Source organism: Aliihoeflea aestuarii (genome assembly GCF_024105665.1).
Taxonomy (GTDB): Bacteria; Pseudomonadota; Alphaproteobacteria; order Rhizobiales; family Rhizobiaceae; genus Aliihoeflea; species Aliihoeflea aestuarii.
In genome coordinates this window covers 706,509-731,494 of the sequence record NZ_JAAAMK010000001.1, presented here as the reverse complement: position 1 = coordinate 731,494, position 24,986 = coordinate 706,509, and the positions used below count along the sequence as shown (strand labels likewise).

Here is a 24,986-nt window from a genome sequence, read left to right as displayed (position 1 = left end):
GACGGGCGCGGCGCATCCTCCAGGCGTGGCGAAATCGATATGGTCTACCTGCTGAGACGACTGGCGTTCGGCGTACTGCTTCTCGCAGGCGTCGTGATCTTGAACTTCCTGCTGATCCGCCTCGCGCCGGGAGACCCGGCGGCTGTGATCGCGGGCGAGATGGGCGGTGCCTCGCAGGAGGTGCTGGCAAGCATCCGCGAGCGCTACGGGCTCGACAAACCGCTTCTGGTGCAACTCGGCATCTATCTGTCGAATGTGGTCCGGGGCGACCTCGGCGAATCCTATTTTTTCAACCGTCCCGTCATCGACCTTATCCTGTCGCGTCTGGGGCCGACGATACTGTTGGTCATGGCGGCGCAATTGCTTGCGATCGTGCTCGGCGTCTTCATGGGCGTTCTTGCCTCCCTCAAGCCGCAGGGCTTCCTGTCGGGTTTCGTCGCGGTGATATCCACCGTCGGATATGCCGCGCCGGTCTTTTGGACCGGAATGATGCTGACCATCCTCTTCGCCTCGATCTTTCCGATCCTTCCCGTGGAAGGCATGAGCAGCGCGCGGTTTCGGGGCGGCACGTTCGACTATATCCTCAACGTCGCCCGCCACCTCATCCTTCCGGCGACGACGCTCGGCATCATCTTCCTCGCCCAATATGCCCGGCTCGCGCGGGCGGCGATGATCGACGTTCTGGGCGCCGACTATGTGCGCACCGCGCGCGCAAAGGGCGTTCCGGAAAGCCGCGTGGTATTCAAGCACGCCTTGCGCAACGCCGTCCTGCCGATCCTGACCGTTGCCGGCCTCCAGTTCGGCAACCTCATCTCCGGCGCGCTTCTGGTGGAAACGGTCTTCAACTGGCCGGGCATGGGCAGGCTGGCGTTCGATTCCATCCTGCGCCGGGACTATCCCGTTCTGCTCGGCGTCCTTTTCTTCTCGGCCATGATGGTCGTTCTGGCGAACATCCTGACGGACCTTTCCTATCGGCTGGCCGATCCGCGCATCAATACGGAGGGACGCTCATGAGCGTGCAGGAGACGAGGCGGGCAATCAAACCCGTCAGTCCGCTGCGTGAGGCGGCGCAGATGTTCTGCCGCAATCGTCCGGCGATTTTCGGGACAGTGCTGCTCTCGCTGATCGTGGCGGCGGTGTTCTACGGAACCTTCATTTCCGGTGCCGATCCCTACGAGATCGTCTGGGCGCCGCAGGCTTTCCCAGGCGAGGCGGAAAACATCCCGCTGGGCACCGACTATATGGGACGCGACATACTGACGGGTCTCCTTAAGGGCGGGGGACCGACCATCGCGGTTGGACTTTCTGCCGCCCTCATCACAGTCGTCATCGGCATCAGCGTGGGCGCGATGGCCGGCTATTTCGGGGGCTGGGCGGACAATGCGCTCATGCGCTTCACCGAGTTTTTCCAGGTGCTGCCGGCGCTTTTGTTCGCCATGGTGCTGGTCACGCTGTTCTCGCCGACACTGACGACGATCGCGATCGCCATCGGAATCGTGTCCTGGCCGCAGACCGCGCGCCTTACCCGCGCGGAGTTCCTGCGCATCCGAAATCTGGAATATGTCACCGCCGCGCGCGCCGTCGGCGCGGGCAACAACCGCATCATCTGGCGCGTGATCCTGCCGAACGCCCTGCCGCCTCTGATCGTTTCCGCGACACTGACGATCGGCGTCGCCATCCTGTTCGAAGCCGGGTTGTCGTTTCTGGGACTGGGCGATCCCAACACGATGTCATGGGGCCTGATGATCGGGGCGAACAGGTCGTATCTGCTCGATGCCTGGTGGCCGGTCACGTTTCCCGGCCTCGCGATCTTCCTGACCGTGCTGGCCGTGAGCCTGATCGGCGACGGGCTGAACGATGCCTTCAACCCGAAACTGAGGCAAAGATGAGCGAACCGCTGCTTAAGGTCGACGATCTCAGGGTCGAATTCGACACCCGGCATGGTCGGGTCACCGCGCTCGACGGCGTGAGCTTCGACCTCATGCCGGCCGAAACGCTCGGGATCGTGGGCGAATCCGGCTGCGGCAAATCGATCACGGCCCTCTCGCTCATGGGATTGATCCCGAGCCCGCCGGGACATGTCACCGGCGGACGTATCGAGTTCGAGGGAAACGACATCGCGGCCATGACGAAGAGGCGTCAGCGGCAGATGCGCGGGCACGACATCGCGATGATCTTCCAGGAGCCGATGACCTCGCTCAATCCGGTCTTCACGATCGGCGACCAGATCGCCGAGGCGATCCTGCTGCATCAGGACGTCTCGCGCGGCGAGGCCCGCAATCGATCGATCGAGCTTTTGAAAACGGTCGGCATGCCGGAAGCCGAGCGTCGGGCGAGGGCCTTTCCGCATGAATTGTCCGGCGGCATGCGCCAGCGCGTGATGATCGCCATGGCGATTTCCTGCCGTCCGAGGATATTGATCGCGGACGAGCCGACGACCGCCCTCGACGTGACCGTGCAGGCGCAGATTTTCGAACTGATGCGCGGCATTCAGGAAGAGTTCGGCGTCGCCATCATGCTCATTACCCATGACATGGGTGCGATCGCCGAAATGGCGGATCGCGTGGCGGTCATGTATGCGGGCCGCATCATCGAAGAGGGCGATGCCGACGAAATTCTCGACAATCCGCTGCACCCCTATACGCGCGGGCTGATCGGTTGCATTCCTTTGCTCGGCAAGGAAGCGCGGGACGATGGCCGGCCGCCGAAGCTGGCTGAAATACCGGGCGTCGTGCCACCCCTGCATCTGCTCGGACAAGGCTGCTCCTTCGCCGACCGCTGTCCGCTGGTTCATGATCGTTGCCATCGCGAAAAGCCGCTTTTGACCGGCAGCACGCATTGCGTGGCGTGCCATGCAACGCAAATGGAGGCCGCATGAGCGCTTCGACGAAACCGTTGCTCGAAGTTCGTGACCTCGCCGTTCGTTTCGAACTTCCCAAAGCAGGACTGTTCGCGCCGAAACGGCATTTTCATGCGGTGAGAGGGGTTTCCTTTGCTGTTCCTCAGGGGCGTACGCTTGGCATCGTCGGTGAATCCGGGTCCGGCAAGACGACGACGGCGATGGCCGCGATCCGGCTGAGACCTGCGGATGGCGGGCAGGTGTTGCTGGACGGCAGAGACATTCTGAAACTCACCCAGGACGAGTTGCGCCGCGCACGGCGCGACTTTCAGATCGTATTTCAGGACCCGTATTCGTCGCTCAATCCGCGCGAGCGCGTCGGGAGCATCGTGCGCGAGCCGCTCGATCTGATGAAGGTCGGCGAACCGGGCGAGGAGCGCAACGAACGCGTGCGCGAACTTTTCAGCCTGGTCGGTCTGCGCGACGACCAGATCGCGCTTTTCCCGCATCAGTTCTCGGGCGGTCAGCGGCAACGGGTCTCGATCGCTCGCGCGCTGGCGACCAATCCCCGGCTGGTCGTGTGCGACGAGCCCGTGTCGGCGCTGGACGTCGCCATTCAGGCGCAAATCCTGAACCTTCTGCGGCGGCTTCAGGATGAGCTGGGTCTTTCCTATCTCTTCATCTCACACGATCTTGGGGTGGTTCAGTTCATATGCGACGAGATCGCCGTCATGTATCTCGGCCGGATCGTCGAATACGCCCCGCGCGCCGATCTCTTCCGCACGCCGCGACACCCCTATACGGCGAGCCTCCTTGCGGCCGCCCCGTCGCTTTCGCGGCGCAAAAGTGCAGGCTATCGACGTGTCAGCGCGGTGAGGGGCGATCCGCCGAGCCCGTTCAACATTCCACCCGGCTGTGCGTTCGCGTCACGCTGCCCGAACGCGCAGACGCGCTGCCGCGAGGAAGAGCCGGTCTTGCGCCAGTTCGGCGAGGGACGCGTCGCCTGCCACTTCCCGCTGGATTGAAGGCATGGATGCCGTCATGCTCCGTCGAACGGAGCCTTGCCGTCGTTGCGCCGTTCGTCCTCGTCGGACGAGCCGGCGCCGTTCGAAACATCCTTGCCGGTCCGACCGGCTTCTATTGCCTGGCCGATTTCCTCGGCGGCGCGTCTCAGTTTGGGCAGGCTGTGTTCCAAGGTTTCCTGGTTGAGGCGCACCTTCGGCGCCTGCACGGCCAGGGCGGCGACCGTCTGGCCCTGCTGGACGATCGGAACGGCGGCGCAAAAAACGCCCAGAATGTATTCCTCGTCGTCGATGGCGTAGCCGCGCTCGCGGATCGACCTCAGTTCCTCATCCATCGCCTCAGGATCGGTGATCGTGCGCGGCGTGGGCATCGGCAGCGTCGCGTTGCCGAGCAACTGGCGGCGTGCCTTGTCCGAAAGCTCGCTCGTCAAAAGCTTTCCGATCGCCGTGCAATGGAGCGGCACGCGCGACCCGACCCCGAATTGCAGCCGCAGCGGCGAGGCGACGCTCTCCACGCGATCGACATAGACGACCTCGCTTCCCGACAAAATGCCGATGTTGCACGTCTCGCCGAGTTCGGCGCTGATACGCTCGAGGATAGAGTGCGTCGCGATGTCCGACAGGCTGGAGCGCATCACGTCGAGAGCGAGCATCCGCAGTTCCGGTCCCACGATGACGCCGCGCCGGTCGATGCTGCGCACGAGGTAGCCCTTTTCCTCGAGCGAGCTGACGAGCCGATGCGCCGTCGGCTTGGGAAGCTCGAGATTGTCGATGATCGCCTTCATCGCCACCGGCTCGTGCGCCTGCGCGACATAGCGAAAGAGCGCCAGAACCCTGTCCGTGCCGGTTCGCGTTTCCTGTTCCTTGCCGGAAACCGGGGTCGGGCCACTGCGGCTCGGTGTGTTCGCCATTTTAAAAGCCAATTTTCTGTCTCATTCAGCTAGACTATTTCGTCTCATTTATGTACGCAAGAGGGCAATCGGCCGACCTTGAAGGCAATACTAGCACAGTCTTCCAGACCATTCTGGCCGCAGTTACCGCGAACCGCAGGGCAAAAAGGAGAACTTCTATGCGGATGACCACGGAGGAAGCGTTCGTCAAAGTCCTGCAAATGCATGGCATTCGCCATGCATTCGGGATTATCGGTTCGGCGATGATGCCGGTATCGGATCTGTTCCCGAAGGCAGGGGTCCAGTTCTGGGATTGCGCCCACGAGACGAACGCGGCCCTGATCTGCGATGGCTACACACGCACGACGGGGCAGATGGCGATGGCGATCGCGCAGAACGGCCCAGGGGTGACCGGTTTCGTCACGTCGATCAAGACGGCCTACTGGAACCACACGCCCATGCTTCTGGTCACGCCGCAAGCCGCCAATCGCACGATCGGGCAGGGCGGCTTTCAGGAAGTCGAACAGATGGCCATGTTCAAGGAGATGGTCTGCTATCAGGAGGAGGTCCGCGATCCGAACCGGATTCCGGAAGTCTTGAACCGGGTCATCGAGAAGGCATGGCGCGGCTGTGCGCCGGCACAGATCAACATTCCGCGCGACTACTGGACCCATGTGATCGACGTGGAACTGCCGCAGGTCGTTCGCCTCGAACGCCCCGCGGGCGGCGCCAAGGCGATCGCGGAGGCCGCCAAGCTTCTTTCCGAGGCCAAGTTCCCGGTGATCCTCAACGGTGCGGGCGTCGTCATCGGCGGCGCGATCGGTGCGTCACGCGCTTTGGCCGAACGGCTCGACGCGCCGGTCTGCTGCGGCTATCAGCACAACGACGCCTTTCCGGGCAGCCACCCGCTGTCCATGGGGCCGCTGGGTTACAATGGTTCCAAGGCCGCGATGGAGGTGATCGCGAAGGCCGATGTCGTCCTTGCGCTCGGCACGCGCCTCAATCCCTTTTCCACGCTGCCCGGCTACGGCATCGACTACTGGCCGAAAGATGCGTCGATCATCCAGGTTGACCTCAATTCCGACCGCATCGGCCTTACCAAGAAAGTGACGGTCGGCATTTGCGGCGACGCGCGTCAGGTCGCCGAGCAGATCCTGTCACAATTGTCGCCCACCGCCGGCGATGCGGGCCGTGAGGACCGCAAGGCCGAGGTGCATCGCCGCAAATCCGCATGGCTTCAGATGCTGTCCTCGCTCGACCACGAGGACGACGATCCCGGCACCGTCTGGAACGACGAGGCCCGCAAGCGCGAGCCGGAGCGCATGTCGCCGCGTCAGGCATGGCGGGCGATTCAGGCGGCGTTGCCGAAGGATGCGATCATCTCGACCGATATCGGCAACAATTGCGCGATCGGCAATGCTTACCCCTCCTTCGAGGACGGCCGCAAATATCTGGCGCCGGGAATGTTCGGGCCGTGCGGCTACGGTTTCCCGTCGATCGTCGGCGCCAAGATCGGGTGTCCCGACGTGCCGGTCGTCGGCTTCGCGGGCGACGGCGCCTTCGGCATCTCCATGAACGAGATGACGTCGATCGGCCGTGACGGGTGGCCGGCCATCACCATGGTCATTTTCCGCAACTATCAGTGGGGTGCGGAAAAGCGGAACACGACGCTCTGGTACGCGAATAATTTCGTCGGCACCGAACTCAATCCAAAACTGTCCTACGCAAAGGTGGCGGACGGGTGCGGCCTGAAGGGCGTGACCGTATCGAGCCAGCAGGAACTGACGGAGGCGTTGTCAAAGGCCGTCGAGGACCAGATGAACGGCGTGACGACCTTCGTCGAGGTGCTGCTCAACCAGGAACTCGGCGAACCCTTCCGCCGCGACGCGATGAAAAAGCCGGTCGAGGTCGCCGGCATCGCGACAGGCGACATGAAAGAGCAGATCGCGCGCTGAGGGGCGGCAGGGGAGATCGTTCACAACTCGGCCGATATGAATTCGGTCAGGCGCAAGGCGGCTTTCGAGGGAGCCACCTTGCGCAACTCCGACGGAGGTCGGAAATTACCGGTCGACTATAATGTCCCGCAGCAGCTTTGCGGCGGCGGTCAGCGTGGCGCCCTTGATGGTCACCAATCCGATCGTGCGCGAAATGTCAGGATTGGTAAGCTCGCATTTTACCAAGTCGAGATCCTCGTTCATGGGAATGGCGCAGAGCGGCACCGGCGCAATTCCCAGTCCCGCCCGGACGAGTTCGAGCGCAGTCGACGTGCGTGGCACCTCATATGTCCAGAACGGAGTGGATTGCGATCGCGCCAAAGCCTGATCGATCAATGCACGGTTGCCGCTGCCTTGCACCGGCAGGATCAATCGATGGGACGACAGCGCGTCCCATTTGACGGATTCCTCGCGTGCGAGCGGGTGACCGCGCGGCATCGCAAGGACCACCCTATCCTCGACGAGCGGCTCGAAGACGACCTGTTCCTCGAGGATAGGCAACGACGATATGCCGAAGTCGGCCGTGCCATTGCCGACCGCCTCGACGACATCGTTTGCCAGGAGGTCGAGAATGCGCACGCGGCTTCCGCCGGAACTGGTGCTGAATAGTCCAAGAGCCGGCATCACGATGCGCGCGATCGCGCTGGGCACGGCGGCTATGGTGACGATCGTTCGATTTTGAAAGGCGAAGAGCGCCGTGTCGTCGCGCATTTCGCGCATGGTTTCGCGCGCATCGCCGACCATGGCCTGCGCGCGCGCACGCAGGCGCTTGGCCGCGAGCGTTGGACGGACCGACCGGGTCGTGCGTTCGAAAAGCTCGGTGTCGATCGACTTTTCCAGTTTGCGAATACGCCGCGTTAAAGCCGATTGCGATGTGCCCAGATGTCTGGCTGCGGCAATGAACGACCGTGTCTCGATCAATACGAGGAAGGCTTCCAGATCGGCGAAATCGAAATTGATGCGCATTTCGGCATAATCCGAAAAATCTATGCATTTATCAACCCTGATCGAACGCGCTAATTTCGCGCATCGAATTCAGGAACATCGCGCATGGCTTCTCGGAAAACAGACCATGATGTCGTCGTCGTGGGAGGCGGCAACGCGGCGTTGTGCGCCGCGATGACGGCTGCCGAGTCGGGCATGAAGGTCTTGATACTGGAGTCGGCGCCGCAATCTTACCGGGGTGGCAATTCGCGTCACACACGCAATTTTCGATGCATGCACGATGGGCCGCTTTCCGTTCTGGTCGAGAGCTACGACGAAGACGAATATTTTGCCGACCTGATCAAGGTGACCGACGGGCGGACGGACGAAGACCTCGCGCGTATGGTTATCCGAAGGTCGGAGGAATGCCTTCCGTGGATGGAAGCCCATGGCGTGCGCTTCCAGCCGTCGCTTTCCGGTACGCTCTCGCTCGCGCGCACGAATGCGTTTTTCATGGGTGGTGGCAAAGCGCTGGTCAACGCCTACTACCGGACCGCGGCGGCGCTCGGCGTGGATGTTCTCTATGACGCACCCGTGCGGCATATCCAGCTTGATCGCCGCAAGGTCGCCTCGGTCAGATACGATCATGATGGCGTCTCGCACACCGTGCAGCCGCGCGCCGTCATCGTGGCATCGGGCGGTTTCCAGGCCGATATCGACTGGCTTGCCGATGCCTGGGGGCCTGCTGCCCGCAACTTCCTGATCCGCGGCACGCCCTATAACCGCGGAACCGTTCTTCGAAACCTTCTGGATCAAGGTGCCCAATCGGTCGGTGACCCCACCCAATGCCACGCGGTGGCCATCGACGGTCGTGCGCCGAAATTCGACGGAGGCATCGTAACGCGTCTGGATTGCGTTCCCTTTTCGGTGGTCGTCAACAAGAACGGCGACCGGTTCTATGACGAAGGCGAGGATGTCTGGCCGAAGCGATATGCCATCTGGGGACGGTTGGTTGCCGCGCAGCCCGACCAGATTGGCTATGCCATCGTCGATTCCCGTGCGATCCCGCTCTTCATGCCATCTGTCTTTCCGCCTGTCCGGGCGAACACGCTGGAAGAACTGGCGCAGAAGATGGAATTGCCGGTAGACGGTGTCATGAAGACCATTTCGCGGTTCAATGCCGCTTGCGGCGACACATCTGCGTTTCATCCGACCGAACTCGACGGTGTGCGCACGCAAGGCATCGAGCCGGCCAAGACCAATTGGGCGCGGCCCATCAGCGAGCCGCCCTTCTACGGCTACACCCTGCGGACGGGCGTCACCTTCACCTATCTCGGCCTGAAGGTGGACGAGAACGCCCAGTGTCGCACCGAAGATGGCCTGATCGAGAATTTGTGGGCGGCCGGCGAGACGATGGCCGGCTCCATTTTAGGTCAGGGCTATCTCGCAGGCTACGGGATGACCATCGGAACCGTCTTCGGGCGCATCGCAGGCCAGGAGGCCGCAAATTATGTACGCTGACCCCGTCGAGGAAGCCCGCCGTCAAGCGCAGATCTGCAATTCCTGCCGCTATTGCGAAGGATACTGCGCGGTATTCCCGTCGATGCATATCAACCGGTTCCTCGCGGACGGCGATCTGGCCCAACTCGCAAACCTCTGCCACAACTGTCAAAATTGCTATGACGCCTGCCAGTATACGGCGCCGCACGAATTCGCGCTGAACCTGCCGGGTGTGCTTGCCGAAGTTCGCCAGGACAGTTGGGAGCAGACGTCATTCCCGGCGGCCATGGGAACCGCCTTTCATCGTCACGGAACGCTGATCGGGCTGGTTTCGGTGCTGGCGATGGCGCTCCTGTTCTGGGCGGCCCGCAGCCTGCCTGGAGATGGCGAGGGCTTTTACGCCGTCATCGGGCACAATGCGATGATCGCCATTTTCCTTCCCGCTTTCCTCTTTCCGCTTCTGGCTTTGTTCATCGGGATCAGCCGGTATTGGGAATTGGTTGGAGCTCAGGCGATCAGACTGAGCGACATCACGGCCGCCTTCGGATCCGCAGCGACCATGCGCAATCTGGCCGGAGGCCATGGCGATGGCTGCAATTACGAGGATGGCGACCGCTTTTCGCACAAGCGGCGCTACCTGCATCAGCTTGTGATGTATGGCTTTCTGCTATGCTTTGCGGCGACCGCGAGCGGCACGATCCTGCATTACGTCTTCGATTTGCCGGCGCCCTACGGTCTCTTTTCCATCCCCAAGGCATTGGGGATTCCTGGCGGCCTGATGTTGTGCGTCGGCACGCTCGGGCTGATGTGGATCAAGGCTGAGGGGCGGCCGAATCTGCAAGATCCCCGTGTTCGAGGAGGGGAGTTCGGATTCATTCTTCTTCTCTTCGTCGTCAGCCTTACCGGACTGCTGCTCTACGCGCTGCGCGACAGCGCTGCGCTGGAGTTGCTGCTGGCCCTGCATCTGGGTTCGGTGCTCGCCTTCTTTTTGCTCACGCCCTATTCGAAGATGGCCCATGGGTTCTATCGATTGGCCGCGCTCGTTCGGGATGCTCAGCGGCGAAGATCGTCACGCTGACAATGAGCCCTTGGCTGAACTTGCGTTTGGTCTGTTCTTCACGCCCGCCGCTCGCCCGTAAAGCAATTGGCTGAACCCGACTTCCGGGCTTCCGTCATGCGGCTGCTGCTAGAATTCGCAGCAATACTCGAACATCATCATGAAAAACGCCTTGCTTTCAGATGTCAGGCGTTGACAGTTATTTGTTTGCTGCCGATAGGATGCGCATGTCACGGAGCCGACTGTAAGCAAGCTGTTCAAGCTATAGGCACGGTTGCCGGGCGGCGGATGGATCTTGAACGGGTGTGACCATGCTTGAACCGATCAGACTGACCTCACTGGCCAATGAGGCATTCGATCGCGTCGTGGCAGCGATCACATCGGGTGAGTTCGAACCAGGCGAAAAACTGTCGGAATCGCGCCTCGCTCGCGAGTTGGGCGTCAGCCGTGGCCCCATTCGGGAGGCGCTGCAACGGCTGGAAGGCAAGCTCGTTCAGCGCGTGCCGCATATCGGCGTTCAGGTAATCGAATTCGGTGCGGACGAGCTTATGCAGCTCTTCTACCTCCGCGAAGCGCTGGAGGGGATGGCGGCACGCCTTGCCGCCGAAAAGGCCGACAAGGCATGGGCTGTCGCGGCCGAGCGGATGCTCGAACAGCATGCGGCCGAATTGCGCGACAGTGGCGGGCGGTCCTACAGGCAACGCGCCGTGGACAACGATTTCCATTTTTCGATCGCCAAGGCGTCCGGCTGCGCGAACATCGAACGTCTGCTTTTGAACGAGGTGAACTATCAACTGCGTATCGCGCGGCTGAAATCATCGATGCGACCGGGCCGGGCCGAGGAAGCGTTGAAGCAGCACTACGAGATATTCGAGGCGATTGCGGGCGGCGATCCGGATCGGGCGGAAGCTGCGATGCGCAACCACATCAGCAGCGCGCGCGTGGGAAGCATGGCGTCGCTGACGACAGGCGAAGCACCGTCGAAGGCGGAAGCCGGCTAATATCATCCAGTTTATCGAATGACCGGCATTGGTCCGTCCGCACATGTGGGCCGCATCTCGCGTTCCCCAATAGTGCGACCTCATATAATTGAAGGTTTTCGCAAACTGTTGACAGATGGCAGTTTGCGATTCTAACTGTTGCTTCAATTGCGGGCGGGATGCGGCGCGTTGCGACAGCCCCGTCATTTGGAGTGAAAATGCAGAAGACGAGACTACTCAAGAATCTGGCGGCGCAGCGAAACGCGATCATGTTGCCGGGTGCTGCGAACGCCATGTTCGCGCGCGTGATCGAGGATTTGGGCTTCAAGGCGGTTTACGTAACCGGCGCCGGGATCGCCAACATGCATCTGGGTGCGCCCGATGTCGGGCTGACGACCGTGAGCGAAGTGGCGAACACCGTTGCGGCGATTTCCGACGCGGTCGACCTGCCGCTCGTGGTCGATGCGGATACGGGCTTCGGAAACGCGGTGAACACGATCCGCACCGTCAAGCTGCTCGAACGGGCAGGTGCTTCGGCGATCCAGCTCGAAGATCAGGTCTTTCCGAAGAAATGCGGCCACTTCAACGGCAAGGACGTCATCGCCAGCGGCGAAATGGTCCAGAAGATCAAGGCGGCCGTCGATGCACGCAACGATCAGGACCTGATGATCATCGCGCGCACCGACGCGCGTGCGATCGAGGGTCTGGATGCAGCACTCGACCGGGCGCACGCCTATATCGAGGCCGGGGCCGACATGACCTTCGTGGAAGCGCCGCAGAGCGTCGACGAACTCAAGCGCATTGCCGGCGAATTGAATCAGCCGCAGGTGGCCAATATCGTTTTCGGCGGCAAGACGCCCGATCCGGGCAATGCGGTTCTGGCGCAAAGCGGCTTCGCCTTCGTGCTTTATGCCAATGCGGTGTTGCAGGCAGCATTGCGCGCCTCGACGGAAGTTCTGACCGCGCTGCGCGACGACGGCAGCCTTGCCAGCGTCGCCGACAAGCTCGCCGGGTTCGACGAGCGCCAGCGCTCGGTCAACAAGGACATCTGGGACGGCTTCGAAACCAAATACCAGCAGGCCAATTGAGGGGGAGACCATGACTGCTCGTCCGTGGGATGGAATTATCAGCGAAGAAGACCTGCGCGCCTATGATGCGGCAGGTTTCGGGCGGCGCACAGGGCTGGGCAAGCGCCCGGCTCTGGTTGTCATCGATGTGCAGTACCGAACCACGGGCACGAGACCCATGCCCTATTGGGAAGCCATCGACGAGTTCAAGACGTCGTGCGGGCAGGTCGCCTGGGATGCGATGGCGCAGATCGAGCGGCTGATCGCGCTGTTCCGGGCCAAAGGATGGCCGGTCATGTATCCTTACGTCGCGCCGAAGGAAGCCTTCGACACCGGACGTCTGGGCGACAAGGTTCCGGCCCTTCTGGGCATTGCCGCCAAGGGATACGAGTTCCCGCCGCAGGTCGCGCCGCAGCCGGGCGACATCATGCTGCCGAAGAAGCATCCTTCCGCATTCTTCGGTACGCCGCTGGCCAGCTATCTGATCGATCAGGGCTGCGACACGATGGTCGTCGTCGGCTGTTCCACATCGGGCTGCGTGCGCGGCTCCGTTGTCGACGGCTTCGCCTACAACTTCCGCGTGACCGTGCCGCAGGACGCCTGCTACGACCGCTCGTTCACCTCGCACGCGGTCAATTTGTTCGACATGGCCTATAAATATGCCGACGTGCTTTCCACCGACGAGACGCTCGCCGCGCTGGAAGCCATCGCCGACTGATGGTGATTTTTGAAATCCGGGGACTTCTTCCATGAGTGACGAACTCGACGTTCTGGTGATCGGTGCCGGCGCGTGCGGCCTGTGCGCCGCCATCGCCGCCCACGACAAGGGCCTGTCCGTGGCCATCGTCGAAAAGACGGAGCGGCCGGGCGGCAATTCCGCGCTGTCGACCGGCTCGGTGCCGGCCGCCAACAGCCGCTTCCAGCGCGAAGCCGGCATCGACGACGATGCCGAACGCTATTTCCGCGACCTGATGGGAATTGCTGGCGACACCGACAACGAGCAACTCGTCCGCCGCATGACGGCGGTGTCCGCCGAGACGGTCGAGTGGCTGATCGACGAGGTCGGCTGCCGCATGGAACTGATCACCGCCTACAAGCATATCGGTCACTCGGTCTCGCGCCTTCATGCGCCGAAATCGCGCCGCGGCATCGATCTGGTTGACGATCTGGTGGCGGCGGTCGAAAAGCGCGACATTCCGCTGGCCGTGGGCAATTCGGCGGTGCGGCTGATCGTGGGAGACGATCGCGTCTGCGGCGTGGTGGTCGATGCGGGAGACGGCGAGGAGATGGAAATCCGCGCGCGCGCGGTCGTTCTGGCATCGAACGGATTCGGCAACAATCGTCCGCTGGTCGAGCGGTTTATTCCCGAAATCGCGGGAGCGCAGTATTTCGGCGCGCCGGGCTCCGACGGCGAGGCGATCGTCTGGGGCGAGGAACTGGGCGCTGCCATGCAGAACATGGAAGCCTATCAGGGCTACGCAGCCGTCGCCGATCCGCACGGCTCCATTCTGAGCTGGACCACGGTCGAGAAGGGTGGCGTCATCGTGGACGAAAAGGGCGAGCGCTTCGGCGACGAGAGCCTCGGCTATTCGGGCTTCGCCAAGAACGTGCTGGCGCAGGGACAGCACGCCTTCGCGATCTTCGACCAGCGCATTTTCGAAATCTCGATGGCGGAGGAAGAATTCGCGGAGCTTTGGGAACACAAGGGCCTGAAGAAGGCCGATACGGTCGAGGACGTCGCCAACGCGCAGGGCATCGATGGAAAGGCTGCGGCCAAAGCCGTCGAGGCTTACAACACGGCTGCGTCGCAGGGTGGGACTGACGCCCATTCGCGAACCAATTTCGGTTTGGCTCCCTTGCAGGCGCCTTTCTATTCCTGCCGGGTCGTGCCGGCGCTGTTCCACACGCAGGGCGGATTGAGTATCGACGACGACGCGCGCGTGCTGCGTCAGGACGGCTCGGTCATCGCAGGGCTTTATGCTGGCGGCGGCGCGGCGGCGGGTATTTCGGGCCGCGCGGGCGCGCTCGGCTACGCCTCGGGCAATGGCCTTCTGACGGCGACGGCGCTTGGACGACTGGCGGCGCTGGCCGCTGCCGCCGACATCGCTGCCGGAGGATAGTATGGCGTTGACCGGGGAGATACTGGATCGTCTGGATCAGATTGCAGAATTGCCGGGCGAGGTCGAGGCGACCGCGCTGCGCCATTTCGCCGATGCCATCGGCGTCGGGCTCGGCGCATCGACGACGCAGGCGGGCGCGCATTGGCGCAATTATGCCGCGAGCCGCAAGGAGCGCGGACCGGCAAGCGCGCTGGGCCTGGCATATGGGCTTCCCGCAGCCGAGGCCGCGCTGATCAATGGCGGGCTGATCCACAGCCTCGAATATGACGACACCCATACGGGTTCGATCGTGCATGGCAGCGCCGTGCTTGCGGCTGCCGCATTGGCGGCGGGCGAAGCCAATGGCGTGAGCGGCGCGCGCCTGACGCGCGTTTACGCGCTCTGGTACGAGGTGTTCATCCGCATGGGGCTGGCGGCCGCCGGCGGTTTCCAGAACCGGGGCTTCCAACTCACCTCGATCGGCGGCGCGCTATGCGCAGCAGGCATTGCAGCCGACCTCAAGGGTCTGAACCGCAACCAGCGGCAGGCAGCGCTCGGCATCGCGCTCAGCCAGGCGTCCGGCGTCTTCGAATTCCTGACCAACGGTTCGACGGTCAAGTCGATGCATCCGGGTTGGGCAGCCCATGCCGGCATCATGGCGGCCGATCTCGCGGAAGCCGGCATGACCGGCCCATTGACCGCTATCGAAGGCCGCTTTGGCCTGTTCAGGCAGTTTGCGGGCGACGATGCCGCGGCAGATCGTTTCGCCGGAATGATCGGCGATATCGGCACGGTCTGGCATCTCAAGGATGCCGCCTACAAGCTCTACCCGTGTTGCCACTATCTTCACCCTTTCATCGAGGCGGCGCAATTGCTGCAGGCCGAGGGCATTCACGCAGACGATATCGCATCGGTCGACTGCGGCGTGCCGCAGGGCGCGGCCGGCATCATCGCCGAACCGTGGGAAGCGAAAACCCTTGCCGAAGGACATTTGGCCCGCTGGTCGCTGCCGGTGACGGTAGCCATGCAACTCGTCGACCAGAAGGTCGATCTGGCAAGTTTCGAGCGCCCGCTTTCGCCCGGCGTCGCAGAGCTTGCGGCACGCACGACGTGGCATGTGCTGGGCGACAGCGCGTTTCCACGCAGGTTCGATGCCTTCCTGCGTCTGACGCTCAACGGCGGCCGCGTCGTCGAACGGCGCATCGATGACGTATATGGCAATGGAAGCCGCCCGCCATCGAGCGCCGATCTCGACCGCAAATTCGCGGACAATACGGCGCGGCTTGGCGGCAGCGACGATGTCGAACGCCTGCGTAAGGCGCTGGCCGATCTGGCCGGGGCGAATGCGCTGGACGAGATTTCAACGGCGCTTCGTATGTTCGGCAAGCAGAAAGGGGAAGCGAAATGACGAATTTTGACCTTCTGGTGCGTGGCGGCGAGGCCATCCTCCCGAACCGTGGCCGCGTGCGCTGCGACATCGCCGTCAGCGACGGCCGCATCGCGCGCATTCTCGCGCCGGGCGAGGCGGCAGAAGCGGTGCGCGTCATCGATGCGACCGGGCGCGTGATCCTGCCGGGCGTCATCGATGCGCATCTTCATCTTGGCCACGGCAAGGATATTTCCCGCCCTCGCCAACCCGAAGACGCAACGGTGGAATCGGCATCGGCGGCGGTGGGCGGTGTTACCTGCATGGTTCCCTATCTGATGGCGTCGGAACCGCACGAGACGATTTTCGATGAGGTGAAGCGCGTCACCGAAGCGGGTTCGCGGATCGATTTCGGCTACCACTTCATCATTTCGACCGAGGAACAGCTCGCCTCCGTGCCCGACTACATCGTCAAATACGGCGCGCCGACGTTGAAGATCTTCATGAACAACCGTGGCGGGGAGGGCAAGCGCCTCGGCCTTCCCGACATCGATGACGGGTTCCTGTTCCGGCTGGCCGAGCATGCTGCAAAGCATGGCGGAATGGTCGCCCCGCATCCCGAAAACATCGAAGTGGCCTGGGTGCTGCGCGATCGCGCAATGAAGGCCGATCCTGACGGGACCGGCGGACTGGCAAGCTGGGATGCGAGCCGGCCTGATTTCGTCGAGGCGGAGGCCGTGCAGCGCTCGTCTTATCTCGCCAACGTCGCCGGTGCTCCGCTTTATGTCGTGCACACTTCCTCGGCCGCTGCGCTGGAAACGGGCCTTGCGCGCCGTGCCGCCGGCGATCGCGTCTATTTCGAGACCTGTCCGCATTACCTGACCCACGATATCGACAATCCGATCGGCGCGGTTGCCAAGATCAACCCGCCTTTGCGCGCAAAGGCAGACCGCGAACGCCTGTGGCGCGCCGTGGTCGAAGGCGAGATCGACACGGTGGCGACGGACCATGTTCACCGGGACATTTCCAGCAAGGAGAACGGCATCTGGTCCGCTTCGCCTGGCTGTCCCGGCATGGAAACCCTGCTGCCGGTGATGTTGACCGACGGGCATCATGCACGCGGCATTCCGCTGGAAAGGTTGGTCGAGGTGTTGTGCGCCAATCCCGCCCGGCTGATGGGGCTCGACGCGGTCAAGGGATCGATCGAAGAAGGCAAGGACGCCGATCTGGTTCTGGTCGATCTCGACCGCGAATGGACGCTGCGCCGCGAGGACGTCGTGTCGTCGGCCGGCTACTCCATCTATGAGGGCAAGACCTTCAAGGGCGCCGTCACGCACACGATGGTGCGCGGACATCTGATCGTCGACGATGGTCGACTTACCGACGAAAGCATTGGCATCGGCCGCTACCAGCACCGCAAGCTGAACCTTGCGGCGTAGCGCCATGGCATCGCCATCGATCGGCATCATCGGGGCAGGCGGCACGATCTCGTCGCTGGCTTCCGATCCGCGCGACTATCTCGACTACCCCGAGACGGGGAGGAAGTTGTCAGTCGAGGAGGTTCTGGAACGCCTTCCGGAGCTTGACGCGTTCGCCGACCTCGTGCCGATCGGTTTCCGTTCGGTCGGATCGAGCGCCATCGGGCCGTCCGACTGGCTGCGCCTGCACCAGGCCATCACGACCGCCGTCAGGCACAATCCTGCGATTGCCGGTTTCGTCATCCTGCATGGAACGGCGACGCTGGAAGAAACCGCCTATTTCCTCAGCCTTACACTGCCGGCGACCTTGCCGGTCGTCGTCGTGGGCGCGCAGCGCCCGCTCAACACTGTGAGTTCGGACGCTGCCGCGAACGCCATCAATGCCGTACGCGTCGCGGCCGATCCGGCCTCTTACGGGCGAGGCGTGATGGTTGTCATGAACGATGAAATTCATGCGGCCCGCGATGCGACCAAGGGCTCGACATACCGTCTGCACGCCTTTCATTCCGCGGCAAACGGGCCTATAGGTTTCGCCGATCCCGACCGCGTCGTCTTTCGTTTTCCCGCTCATCCGCCGACATCCGAAGAACCCGCTTTCGACGTCGACGGGATGACGGAGCTGCCACGCGTGGACATCGCCTATTCCTATGCCGGTTGCGACGGCGCGGCCGTCGAGGCCTTTCGCGCCGCCGGTGCCGCAGGCATCGTGTCGGCGGCCTTCGCACCGGGCATTCCCGCGCCGCTCGAACGTGAGGCGCTGTGCGAGGCCGCGCGGGCGGGAACCGTCATCGTGCAGTCGAGCCGCGTCGGGCAGGGGCGCGTCGCCAGACGGGGCTGGCTCGACGCGCAGGGCTGGGTCGCGGCAGGCGATCTGTCCCCGGTGAAGGCCCGCATCCTCCTGTCGCTCGCACTTCGGCAGACGACGGATATCGGCCGGATACAGGATTTCTTCGACCGTTACTGACTTATGCCGAAGGCACGTTCGGCAGCGTGCCTTCGGGCAACTGGCGGATATGGTCGTTCACGCCGCCGACGGTCGTGACCCAAAGCTCCTCGCGATGGTTCAGCACATGGTCGAGCGCGCGGCGCAGGGCACGAAGCCGGTAGGGGTGTCCGATGATGAACGGATGCAGGATGACCGTGAATACCAGGGGGTATTTGCGCGACTGTTCCAGCATCTCGTCGAACTGGTCGACGATCATCCGCTCGAACGACATCATGCTTTCCTGCCGGAAGGCCATCGATGGGGAATCGTTCAACTCGACCGAATAGGGAACGGAAAGGATGCGGCCCTTGCGCGTCTTCATCCAGATCGGCTGGTCGTCGACTGGCCAGTCGAGCATGAATTCGTAGCCCGCTTCCTCGAGAAGATCGAGCGTGACCTCGCTCTGGGCGAAATAGGGACCCATCCAGCCTTTCGGCTTTCGGCCAGACAATCGTTCGATCTCGTTAGTGGCATCCTGGATAAGCTTGCGTTCATCTTCGGGCGACAGAACGTCCTGCCGCTCGCCGTTGGAGCGCCCGTGGCCGATGATCTCGTCGTTGCGCTGAAGGATGCGCGCGAGAATCTCGGGGTGTTCGCGCAGGACGAACGAATTCGCATTATGCGAGGCTGGCAGGCCAAGCTCTTCCAGAAGATCGAACAGATACCACATGCCGACGCGGTTTCCGTAGTCGCGCCAGGCGAAGTTTCGGTGGGTTTGCGGCGCGTTCAAGGTCGCGCTGTCGCTGCCCAGGCCCTCGCGAAAACTGAAGATCTCGATATTGTTGCAAACGCACATAGCAAGGCGCTTGCCTTCCGGCCACTCATACAGGGGACGGTCGGGCAACGCCGAAAATGCGTAGCGTCCATGTTTGCGAAGTTCCATGGGTCCTCTCTTTTGCTTTGTGTTTGGGCTTGTCCGGCATTTCAAATGCTCAGCGCGGGCGGGCGCGCAACGCGATGACACGGCGGCGAAATCGCATCGATCCCTCCGTCAGCACGTCCGCATCGCCGGAACCGGTCCTGCCGATGCCGTGCAGCGCCTCGATTTCGAAACGCGCGTTGACGAGATCGAGAAGCCGGCGCGGGCGCAGCGGCGTGAACGGGCCTTGCAACGGCACCTGTCCTTTGGCTTCCACGCGCGCCCATTCCGCTCCGTAGCGGGAGGTAAGGTTGCGGGCGCTGACCACCAGGCGCCCGGATGGTTTCAGGACGCGCGCGGCGTCCGCCAATACGGCTTGCGGGTCGGCCATGTGCTCCAGCGTCTGCGGAACGACGAGCAGGTCGATGGAGTGGTCGTCGAAAGGCAATCGCCCCTCGACCATCAGCGCGTAATCGATCGGTCGGCCCACGCCTTCGCGCCGGCAGCGGTCGGCAATGAAATCGAAATGGTTTCGGTGAAGCTCGACGACGCTGAGCGAGACGTCGGCAGGCAGCCGGTTTGCCAGGGCCACGGTGCTCGTTCCGCCCCACGGCATCAGTTCGGCAACCTTTGCGCCGGGCCGAAGATCGGGTATGAGATCGAGTTCCTTTTGCGTGCCCTGACCTTGACGCCGCGACGTGTAGACGCCCGGCAGGGGCGATTTCGCCCAGACCGACCACGCACGGTAGTCGGCAAGCTGAGCCCAGCTCCAGCGCTGCGGATCCCATACGGCATAGGGATTGTCGGCCTTCGACATGGCGTCGAACCGGTAGGTTTTCGATGGCACGGCGGGATAAATGGTTTCTTCGGGACGTTCGAACGTGTCGAATGAGACGACGCTTTCCAGGGGACGGCGCGGCGGCTTGCGCCCGATATCCTCGCTGCGCGCGTGGCCGATGGCGAGCGCGCCCTGAAGCTCGAAGATTTCGGGCAGTTGCAGCATGTCGCGCACACCGCTTCTGTCGCCGATGCCCGCATTCCAGATCGCGCCGAGACCGCGCAGATGCGCGCTCAGCATCATGTGGTAGGCAGCCGCGGCGACGCCTTGGACCACCGAAAAATTATCGTGGGTCCATCCCTTTTGAAAGCACAGATAGATAAGAGCGGCGCAGTCCTGGAAGTGCGGATTGCCGCCCGCCAGTTCCGCCGCTCTTGCCTTTTGCCTGTCATCGGTGACGAGAACGAAATGCCAATGTTGCTGATTGCAGGACGAGGGCGCTTCCAGACCATCGCGCAGGATGGACAGCAACACGGATTTCTCGACGGAGCGGGGCGCAAAATCGCGGCAGGACCTACGATCGGCCAATCTTTGCAGGATTTCTTCGGCGCTTGAAAATTGCAATTCCACGTCCCCCTTGCTGGTGCGGCGTACGGCGTTCGGGGCACTATTGACACCCAAATCCAATAATGCAAACTGTAAACAGTTGTCGAATGACCGATGTCAAGAAGCTGCAAGAGCGGGTCGGTCGTCACTCAATGGGAGATACCAGTTTCATGATCAGCAAAGTTCTCGCTTCCGCCGCCGTGCTCTTCGCGGCAACCGGTGCCACGAGCGCCTTCGCTCAGGAATTCCGCATCAATTACGGGCATTACCTGTCCAACAGCGCCTTCGTTAAGATCGAGCAGGAATTTGCCGCCCGCGTCGAGGAGCGGACCGAAGGGCGTGTGCAGTTCAACATCGTCTACTCGGGCGGCCTGGGCAAGGATTCCGAGCTTCTGGCGCTGGTCTCGCGCGGCGCGGTCGACATGGCGGCGATCGTTCCGGGCTATTACGGCGACCAGCTTCTCTATTCGAAGATTCTCCAGACGCCTTTCGTCTTCAACAGCCCGGCACAGGCGATCGAGGTCGCGAACTATTCCTTCGCCAATCTCGATCCGTTCAAGGAAGAGATGGAGCGCCTGCGCATCCATCGATTGTTCCACCAGCCGCTCGATCCCTATTACCTGACGGGCCAGACCGACGCCTGCAAGAGCCTCGACGGCCTCGCCGGCAAGAAGATCCGCACCTTCGGCAACGAAATTCCGCAGATGATGACGGCCGTGGGCGCGACGCCGCTGACGGTTCCGGCCGGCGATCTCTATGAAGCCATCGAACGCGGCACGCTCGACTATTCGTTCGTCAATCTGGGCAATGTGGACGCCTATCGCCTCTACGAGGCCGGCAAATATTCCTGCGGCCCGGGCCTCAACATCGCCGGGCACATGGTCGTCATCAGCGACCGTAGCTGGCAGCGTCTGCCCGAGGACATCCAGGCGATCATTACGGAAGAAGCGGCTGCCACCCAGCAGGCCTATGTCGAGTGGATCGATGCCGCGACGGCCGCTTCCACCGATCGCATCACGGAAAACGGCGGCGAAATCATCACCCTTTCGCCCGAGACGTTGCAGGAATGGCAGGAAAAGACCCCCGATCTGCTTCAGCTTTGGGTCGACGACATGGCCGGTCGCGGGCAGGGCGAGCAGGCGGAAATGGTTGCGAGCGAATGGCGCGACATGACCGCCGGCAACGACGCCGCCCAGAGCGCCGACTAAGCAACATGCTCAAAAGCTCCGGCCGGGAAACCCCGGCCGGAGCTTTCAACATTATTGTCGGGAGATCAGCATTGAACCGCCTGGTCACGAAACTAGCCGTTCTGTTCGTCGCTTGCGGCAGCATCGCGATATTGATGTCGATGTTCGTCAGCGTTGCCGACGTGGTCGGCACGATGCTCGGCCGGCCGGTTCCGGGCGCGCTCGAATTCACTGAAAGCACGATGGTTCTGGTCGTGTTCGGCGGCATCACTTTCGCGCAGATCCGCCACGCGCATATCCGCGTCGAGCTGTTCTACTTTCGCGTCGGGCCGAAAATGAAATCGGTGATGGACCTGATCACGTCGCTGGCAGGCATCGTCTTCTTTTCGCTGATCGTCTGGCAGGGCGGTGTCGAAGCGCTCTACAGCTTCGAGATTCGCGAAGCTACCTCGGGTTCGATCCGGTTCCCGCTGTGGCCCGCACGCTGGCTTCTGGTGATCGGATCGGGACTGATGATCGTGCAGCTTCTGCTCGATACCTGGCGCGACCTTACGCATTTCGGCAATCCGCGCCCGACAGCCTTTGGCTGACGGCCTTCGCCCAGCTTTTTCTTTGAGGTTCCCACCATGCTCATGGATCCCGGCAGCGCTGCGATCATAGCGATCTCGCTCGTGTTCTTCCTTCTTGTCGCAGGCGTTCACATCGGTGTGGCGATGGGTCTGGGCGGCATTCTTGGAATGTATCTTTCTGTCGGGCATTTCGCCGCGATGGCTCAGGTTTCGACCGTACCTTTCGCAAGCGTCAACAATTTCACGCTCGCGGTGATCCCTCTGTTCATTCTCATGGGGTCGCTCGCCACTCAGGCGAAGCTGACCACGGACCTCTACAAGGCAGCGTATAACTGGTTTTCCAGGTTGCCCGGCGGCCTGGCTATGACGACAACGATCGCGTCAGCGGCGTTTGGGGCTGCGTCCGGATCGACCATGGTCAACGCCGCCGTCTTCACCAAGATGGCGATGCCGGAAATGCACGCCGCCGGTTACGACAAGCGCCTGAGTTCAGGCTCGATCGCCTCGGCGGGTGTTCTCTCCGCTATGATTCCGCCTTCGGTGCTGATGGTCGTCTATGCGATCACGACCGAACAGTCGGTCGGCCGGATGCTGATCGCGGGCCTGATCCCCGGCATCATGACGGCATTCATCTTCCTTGCCGGCATCTATGTCTGGGCCAAGATGAAGCCGCATCACGCGCCCGCGCCGACCCGCGAAATCCCGATGCGCGAAAAGATCGGCTCGCTCAAGAACACCTGGGGCATCATCCTTCTGTTCACGCTGGTCATCGGCGGCATCTACGGCGGTTACTTCATTCCGACCTATGCCGGAGCCGTCGGCGCGTTCGGTGCCTTTTTGATCGTGCTGTTCAAGCGCCGCGCGTCGAAGTCGGCGATGAAGGAAACCTTCCTCGAAGCGATCCTGGCCAGTTCCACCATCTTCATGGTGATCATCGGCGGAATGCTCTTCGCGCGGTTCCTCACATATACCGGCCTGATCGGCACCGTTTCCGACTGGCTGATCGCAAAGGACCTGTCTCCCTTCACCTATCTCCTCGCCTTCGGTCTCATATTCCTCATCATGGGAATGTTCATCGAGCCGATCGCGATGATGATCATGATCCTGCCGGTGATGTTTCCGGTGATGATGGCCGTCGGCTACGACCCGATCTGGCTCGGCGTCGTCGTCATCAAGATGTGCGAAATCTCGCTGATCACACCGCCGATCGGACTCAATGTCTTCGTTGTGCGCTCGTCGTCGCCGGTTCCGCTTCGCCTTGAAGAGGTCTTTGCCGGCGTCACGCCGTTCATCCTGATGGAAATCGTGGCCCTGACGCTGCTGATCATGTTCCCGGCCATCGTTACCTGGCTGCCGTCCCTGACCTATTAAGAGGTTGTTATGTCCGAACCGACAGCCGACAATGTGCATGAAACGGTAGTGACTGCGCTTGCCACGCTCACCCGGTTCACCTCGAAACTCGAATGGGACGATCTCCCGGACGAGGTTCGAGGCCGTGCAGCGCAGGTCTTTTGCGACGATCTCGCCGCTCTGATCGTGGCAGCGGACGAGCCCGAACTGAAAGCGATGCGCGAGCTTTTGTCGAAATCGTCGGGTGCTGGCGAGGCGACAGTGTTCGACGGGACGAAGCCGCAGCGCCGGTTCGACCGCTATTCAGCGGCTCTGGCCAACGGCACTGCGGCCGACTGGGCGGAACTGGACGGCGGCTACCGGGCGGTCGTGTGCCACGCGGCGCTCTATTGCATTCCGGCCCTGCTGGCAGAGGCGGAAGCGACCGGCAAGACCGTACGAGACTTGCTGCTCGCCCTCGTTGCCGGCTACGAGACCGTTGCGCGCATCGCCCATGCATTCAGCTTTCCGGGCCTGACGCTTCATCCTCATGGCGGGCTGGCGACGGTAGGCGCCGCCGCCGCCGTGGCCAAACTGCGCGGTGTCGATGCCGAGACGGCAAGCCGCGCGATTGCGACGGCGGCCACCTTATGTCTTCCCGGGCCTTTCAATCATGCCGTCACCGGCGCGCTGATCCGTAATGTCTGGCCCGGCCTTTGCGCACAAAACGGCATTCGTGCCGTCGACTGGGCGCCTTTGGGCATCGTCGGCAGCCCGCGATCGCTGACCCAGGTCTTCGCTGACATCATGGGCGGCACGACCGCGCCTGCGGAAATCGACCGCGATCTCGGCTCGCGCTGGCTGATTCTCGGTGGTTACCACAAAATGCACGCCTGCTGCCAATACGCCCATTCGACGGTGGAGGCCGTTCTGGACGCGCTTCGCGGCGAGGAGGTCTCGGCCGACCGGATCGAATCGATTGTGGTTGCCACGCATTGGAAAGGGCGCAAGCTCGACAATGCGCAGCCGCAGACCAGCCTGGCCGCGAAGTTCTCGATCCAGCATATCGCCGCGGCGACCCTTCTGCACGGTCATGCCGGAGCATCGGCTTTCGCTGCCGAAACGCTGTCCGACCCGACAATGGCGACGCTTCGCGATCTGGTTCGGATCGAAGCCTACCCGCAGGAGATGGAGTGGCCGAACGATCGGCCTTCTTCGGTTTCGATCACGGTTGCGGGCGGCCAAATGCTGCACGGCACCTGCCTGAGCGCGCCGGGCGGCGAGGACCAGCCGTTTTCTCCAGAGCAACTGGAGGCGAAGATGCTCGGCAATGCGGGCGCTTTCTATCCCGCGAGCCGATCCGTGCTGATACCGATCCTACGTCTGGAACCGACAATGCTCGAAAGAAGCTGGGCCGATGCCGTGCGGACCATGGTCGCGTGAAAGTTCCCCGATTG

The 24,986-nt window shown here is 62.4% G+C and carries 22 protein-coding genes; 18 read left to right on the top strand and 4 right to left on the bottom strand.

Going from position 1 to position 24,986, the window contains the following annotated elements; translation table 11 throughout:
* The first annotated feature begins 39 nt into the window (after nt 1-39).
* Genes GTW25_RS03635 through GTW25_RS03620 form a run of 4 tightly spaced genes read left to right on the top strand, consistent with a single transcriptional unit; the run spans nt 40 to nt 3,864 of the window.
* On the top strand, nt 40-1,014 hold the full coding sequence (locus tag GTW25_RS03635; protein ID WP_252910487.1) for an ABC transporter permease: 975 nt from the start codon (nt 40-42) through the stop codon (nt 1,012-1,014).
* A complete protein-coding gene (locus GTW25_RS03630) occupies nt 1,011-1,889 on the top strand; it encodes an ABC transporter permease (RefSeq protein ID WP_252910486.1) in 879 nt (292 codons plus the stop codon). Before GTW25_RS03635 ends, GTW25_RS03630 begins: the two co-directional genes overlap by 4 nt.
* The gene (locus tag GTW25_RS03625; RefSeq protein ID WP_252910485.1) at nt 1,886-2,878 is read left to right on the top strand and encodes an ABC transporter ATP-binding protein; all 993 of its coding nucleotides are present in this window, start codon (nt 1,886-1,888) and stop codon (nt 2,876-2,878) included. The genes GTW25_RS03630 and GTW25_RS03625 overlap by 4 nt, the downstream gene beginning before the upstream one ends.
* The gene (locus GTW25_RS03620; RefSeq protein ID WP_252910484.1) at nt 2,875-3,864 is read left to right on the top strand and encodes an ABC transporter ATP-binding protein; all 990 of its coding nucleotides are present in this window, start codon (nt 2,875-2,877) and stop codon (nt 3,862-3,864) included. The genes GTW25_RS03625 and GTW25_RS03620 overlap by 4 nt, the downstream gene beginning before the upstream one ends.
* Before the next feature lie 14 nt (nt 3,865-3,878).
* Here the strand turns inward: GTW25_RS03620 and GTW25_RS03615 are convergent, their stop codons facing one another.
* Entirely contained in the window at nt 3,879-4,772 is an 894-nt protein-coding gene (locus GTW25_RS03615; RefSeq protein WP_252910483.1) for an IclR family transcriptional regulator, read from the bottom strand.
* A 158-nt stretch (nt 4,773-4,930) separates the two neighbouring features.
* Here GTW25_RS03615 and xsc point away from each other — a divergent pair, with 158 nt between their 5' ends.
* Nucleotides 4,931-6,706, top strand: coding sequence for a sulfoacetaldehyde acetyltransferase (xsc, locus tag GTW25_RS03610; protein ID WP_252910482.1), 1,776 nt, complete (start codon nt 4,931-4,933; stop codon nt 6,704-6,706).
* A gap of 105 nt (nt 6,707-6,811) precedes the next feature.
* On the opposite strand, the gene GTW25_RS03605 is transcribed toward xsc, so the two are convergent.
* Nucleotides 6,812-7,711, bottom strand: coding sequence for a LysR family transcriptional regulator (locus tag GTW25_RS03605; RefSeq protein ID WP_252910481.1), 900 nt, complete (start codon nt 7,709-7,711; stop codon nt 6,812-6,814).
* Nucleotides 7,712-7,795: 84 nt separating this feature from the next.
* Here GTW25_RS03605 and tcuA point away from each other — a divergent pair, with 84 nt between their 5' ends.
* The 9 genes from tcuA to GTW25_RS03560 all read left to right on the top strand — a co-directional run bounded on the left by tcuA (nt 7,796) and on the right by GTW25_RS03560 (nt 18,180).
* On the top strand, nt 7,796-9,190 hold the full coding sequence (gene tcuA / locus GTW25_RS03600; protein WP_252910480.1) for an FAD-dependent tricarballylate dehydrogenase TcuA: 1,395 nt from the start codon (nt 7,796-7,798) through the stop codon (nt 9,188-9,190).
* The gene (gene tcuB, locus GTW25_RS03595; RefSeq protein ID WP_252910479.1) at nt 9,180-10,247 is read left to right on the top strand and encodes a tricarballylate utilization 4Fe-4S protein TcuB; all 1,068 of its coding nucleotides are present in this window, start codon (nt 9,180-9,182) and stop codon (nt 10,245-10,247) included. The genes tcuA and tcuB overlap by 11 nt, the downstream gene beginning before the upstream one ends.
* Before the next feature lie 290 nt (nt 10,248-10,537).
* Nucleotides 10,538-11,227: a GntR family transcriptional regulator gene (locus tag GTW25_RS03590; protein ID WP_252910478.1), complete on the top strand. Its 690-nt coding sequence runs from the start codon at nt 10,538-10,540 to the stop codon at nt 11,225-11,227.
* Between the two features lie 197 nt (nt 11,228-11,424).
* Nucleotides 11,425-12,294: an isocitrate lyase/PEP mutase family protein gene (locus GTW25_RS03585; protein ID WP_252910477.1), complete on the top strand. Its 870-nt coding sequence runs from the start codon at nt 11,425-11,427 to the stop codon at nt 12,292-12,294.
* Between the two features lie 10 nt (nt 12,295-12,304).
* A complete protein-coding gene (locus GTW25_RS03580) occupies nt 12,305-12,991 on the top strand; it encodes an isochorismatase family protein (RefSeq protein WP_252910476.1) in 687 nt (228 codons plus the stop codon).
* A 31-nt stretch (nt 12,992-13,022) separates the two neighbouring features.
* Nucleotides 13,023-14,393 (top strand): FAD-dependent oxidoreductase, encoded by a 1,371-nt coding sequence (locus GTW25_RS03575; protein ID WP_252910475.1) that lies wholly within the window; start codon nt 13,023-13,025, stop codon nt 14,391-14,393.
* 1 nt (nt 14,394) lies between these two features.
* Nucleotides 14,395-15,780, top strand: coding sequence for an MmgE/PrpD family protein (locus tag GTW25_RS03570; RefSeq protein WP_252910474.1), 1,386 nt, complete (start codon nt 14,395-14,397; stop codon nt 15,778-15,780).
* Nucleotides 15,777-17,177 carry a dihydroorotase gene (locus tag GTW25_RS03565; protein ID WP_252910473.1) on the top strand — a complete coding sequence of 467 codons (1,401 nt, stop codon included), beginning with the start codon at nt 15,777-15,779 and terminating at the stop codon, nt 17,175-17,177. The genes GTW25_RS03570 and GTW25_RS03565 overlap by 4 nt, the downstream gene beginning before the upstream one ends.
* Before the next feature lie 4 nt (nt 17,178-17,181).
* A complete protein-coding gene (locus GTW25_RS03560) occupies nt 17,182-18,180 on the top strand; it encodes an asparaginase (RefSeq protein WP_252910472.1) in 999 nt (332 codons plus the stop codon).
* Nucleotide 18,181: 1 nt separating this feature from the next.
* Here GTW25_RS03560 and GTW25_RS03555 read toward each other — a convergent pair whose 3' ends face one another.
* Together GTW25_RS03555 and GTW25_RS03550 are read right to left on the bottom strand one after the other, a co-directional pair.
* Nucleotides 18,182-19,084 (bottom strand): polysaccharide deacetylase family protein, encoded by a 903-nt coding sequence (locus GTW25_RS03555; RefSeq protein WP_252910471.1) that lies wholly within the window; start codon nt 19,082-19,084, stop codon nt 18,182-18,184.
* A gap of 49 nt (nt 19,085-19,133) precedes the next feature.
* A complete protein-coding gene (locus GTW25_RS03550; protein WP_308206223.1) occupies nt 19,134-20,468 on the bottom strand; it encodes a nitroreductase family protein in 1,335 nt (444 codons plus the stop codon).
* 146 nt (nt 20,469-20,614) lie between these two features.
* Here GTW25_RS03550 and GTW25_RS03545 point away from each other — a divergent pair, with 146 nt between their 5' ends.
* From GTW25_RS03545 to GTW25_RS03530, 4 genes are all read left to right on the top strand, one after another.
* A complete protein-coding gene (locus GTW25_RS03545; RefSeq protein WP_252910469.1) occupies nt 20,615-21,652 on the top strand; it encodes a TRAP transporter substrate-binding protein in 1,038 nt (345 codons plus the stop codon).
* 71 nt (nt 21,653-21,723) lie between these two features.
* Entirely contained in the window at nt 21,724-22,221 is a 498-nt protein-coding gene (locus GTW25_RS03540; protein WP_252910468.1) for a TRAP transporter small permease subunit, read from the top strand.
* 36 nt (nt 22,222-22,257) lie between these two features.
* Nucleotides 22,258-23,571, top strand: a complete 1,314-nt coding sequence (locus tag GTW25_RS03535; protein ID WP_252910467.1) for a TRAP transporter large permease — start codon at nt 22,258-22,260, stop codon at nt 23,569-23,571.
* A 9-nt stretch (nt 23,572-23,580) separates the two neighbouring features.
* Complete coding sequence (locus tag GTW25_RS03530; RefSeq protein WP_252910466.1) at nt 23,581-24,972, top strand: MmgE/PrpD family protein; 1,392 nt, start codon at nt 23,581-23,583, stop codon at nt 24,970-24,972.
* The last annotated feature ends 14 nt before the right edge of the window (nt 24,973-24,986 follow it).

Bases quoted from the DNA above. Each gene is read 5' to 3' on its own strand.
- GTW25_RS03625 (WP_252910485.1), top strand. From the start codon at position 1,886: ATGAGCGAACCGCTGCTTAAGGTCGACGATCTCAGGGTCGAATTCGAC.
- GTW25_RS03635 (WP_252910487.1), top strand. From the start codon at position 40: ATGGTCTACCTGCTGAGACGACTGGCGTTCGGCGTACTGCTTCTCGCA.
- xsc (WP_252910482.1), top strand. From the start codon at position 4,931: ATGCGGATGACCACGGAGGAAGCGTTCGTCAAAGTCCTGCAAATGCAT.
- GTW25_RS03565 (WP_252910473.1), top strand. From the start codon at position 15,777: ATGACGAATTTTGACCTTCTGGTGCGTGGCGGCGAGGCCATCCTCCCG.
- GTW25_RS03630 (WP_252910486.1), top strand. From the start codon at position 1,011: ATGAGCGTGCAGGAGACGAGGCGGGCAATCAAACCCGTCAGTCCGCTG.
- GTW25_RS03585 (WP_252910477.1), top strand. From the start codon at position 11,425: ATGCAGAAGACGAGACTACTCAAGAATCTGGCGGCGCAGCGAAACGCG.
- GTW25_RS03530 (WP_252910466.1), top strand. From the start codon at position 23,581: ATGTCCGAACCGACAGCCGACAATGTGCATGAAACGGTAGTGACTGCG.
- GTW25_RS03620 (WP_252910484.1), top strand. From the start codon at position 2,875: ATGAGCGCTTCGACGAAACCGTTGCTCGAAGTTCGTGACCTCGCCGTT.
- GTW25_RS03615 (WP_252910483.1), bottom strand. From the start codon at position 4,772: ATGGCGAACACACCGAGCCGCAGTGGCCCGACCCCGGTTTCCGGCAAG.
- GTW25_RS03535 (WP_252910467.1), top strand. From the start codon at position 22,258: ATGCTCATGGATCCCGGCAGCGCTGCGATCATAGCGATCTCGCTCGTG.
- GTW25_RS03580 (WP_252910476.1), top strand. From the start codon at position 12,305: ATGACTGCTCGTCCGTGGGATGGAATTATCAGCGAAGAAGACCTGCGC.
- GTW25_RS03545 (WP_252910469.1), top strand. From the start codon at position 20,615: ATGATCAGCAAAGTTCTCGCTTCCGCCGCCGTGCTCTTCGCGGCAACC.
- GTW25_RS03560 (WP_252910472.1), top strand. From the start codon at position 17,182: ATGGCATCGCCATCGATCGGCATCATCGGGGCAGGCGGCACGATCTCG.
- GTW25_RS03555 (WP_252910471.1), bottom strand. From the start codon at position 19,084: ATGGAACTTCGCAAACATGGACGCTACGCATTTTCGGCGTTGCCCGAC.
- GTW25_RS03575 (WP_252910475.1), top strand. From the start codon at position 13,023: ATGAGTGACGAACTCGACGTTCTGGTGATCGGTGCCGGCGCGTGCGGC.
- tcuB (WP_252910479.1), top strand. From the start codon at position 9,180: ATGTACGCTGACCCCGTCGAGGAAGCCCGCCGTCAAGCGCAGATCTGC.
- GTW25_RS03570 (WP_252910474.1), top strand. From the start codon at position 14,395: ATGGCGTTGACCGGGGAGATACTGGATCGTCTGGATCAGATTGCAGAA.
- GTW25_RS03590 (WP_252910478.1), top strand. From the start codon at position 10,538: ATGCTTGAACCGATCAGACTGACCTCACTGGCCAATGAGGCATTCGAT.
- GTW25_RS03605 (WP_252910481.1), bottom strand. From the start codon at position 7,711: ATGCGCATCAATTTCGATTTCGCCGATCTGGAAGCCTTCCTCGTATTG.
- tcuA (WP_252910480.1), top strand. From the start codon at position 7,796: ATGGCTTCTCGGAAAACAGACCATGATGTCGTCGTCGTGGGAGGCGGC.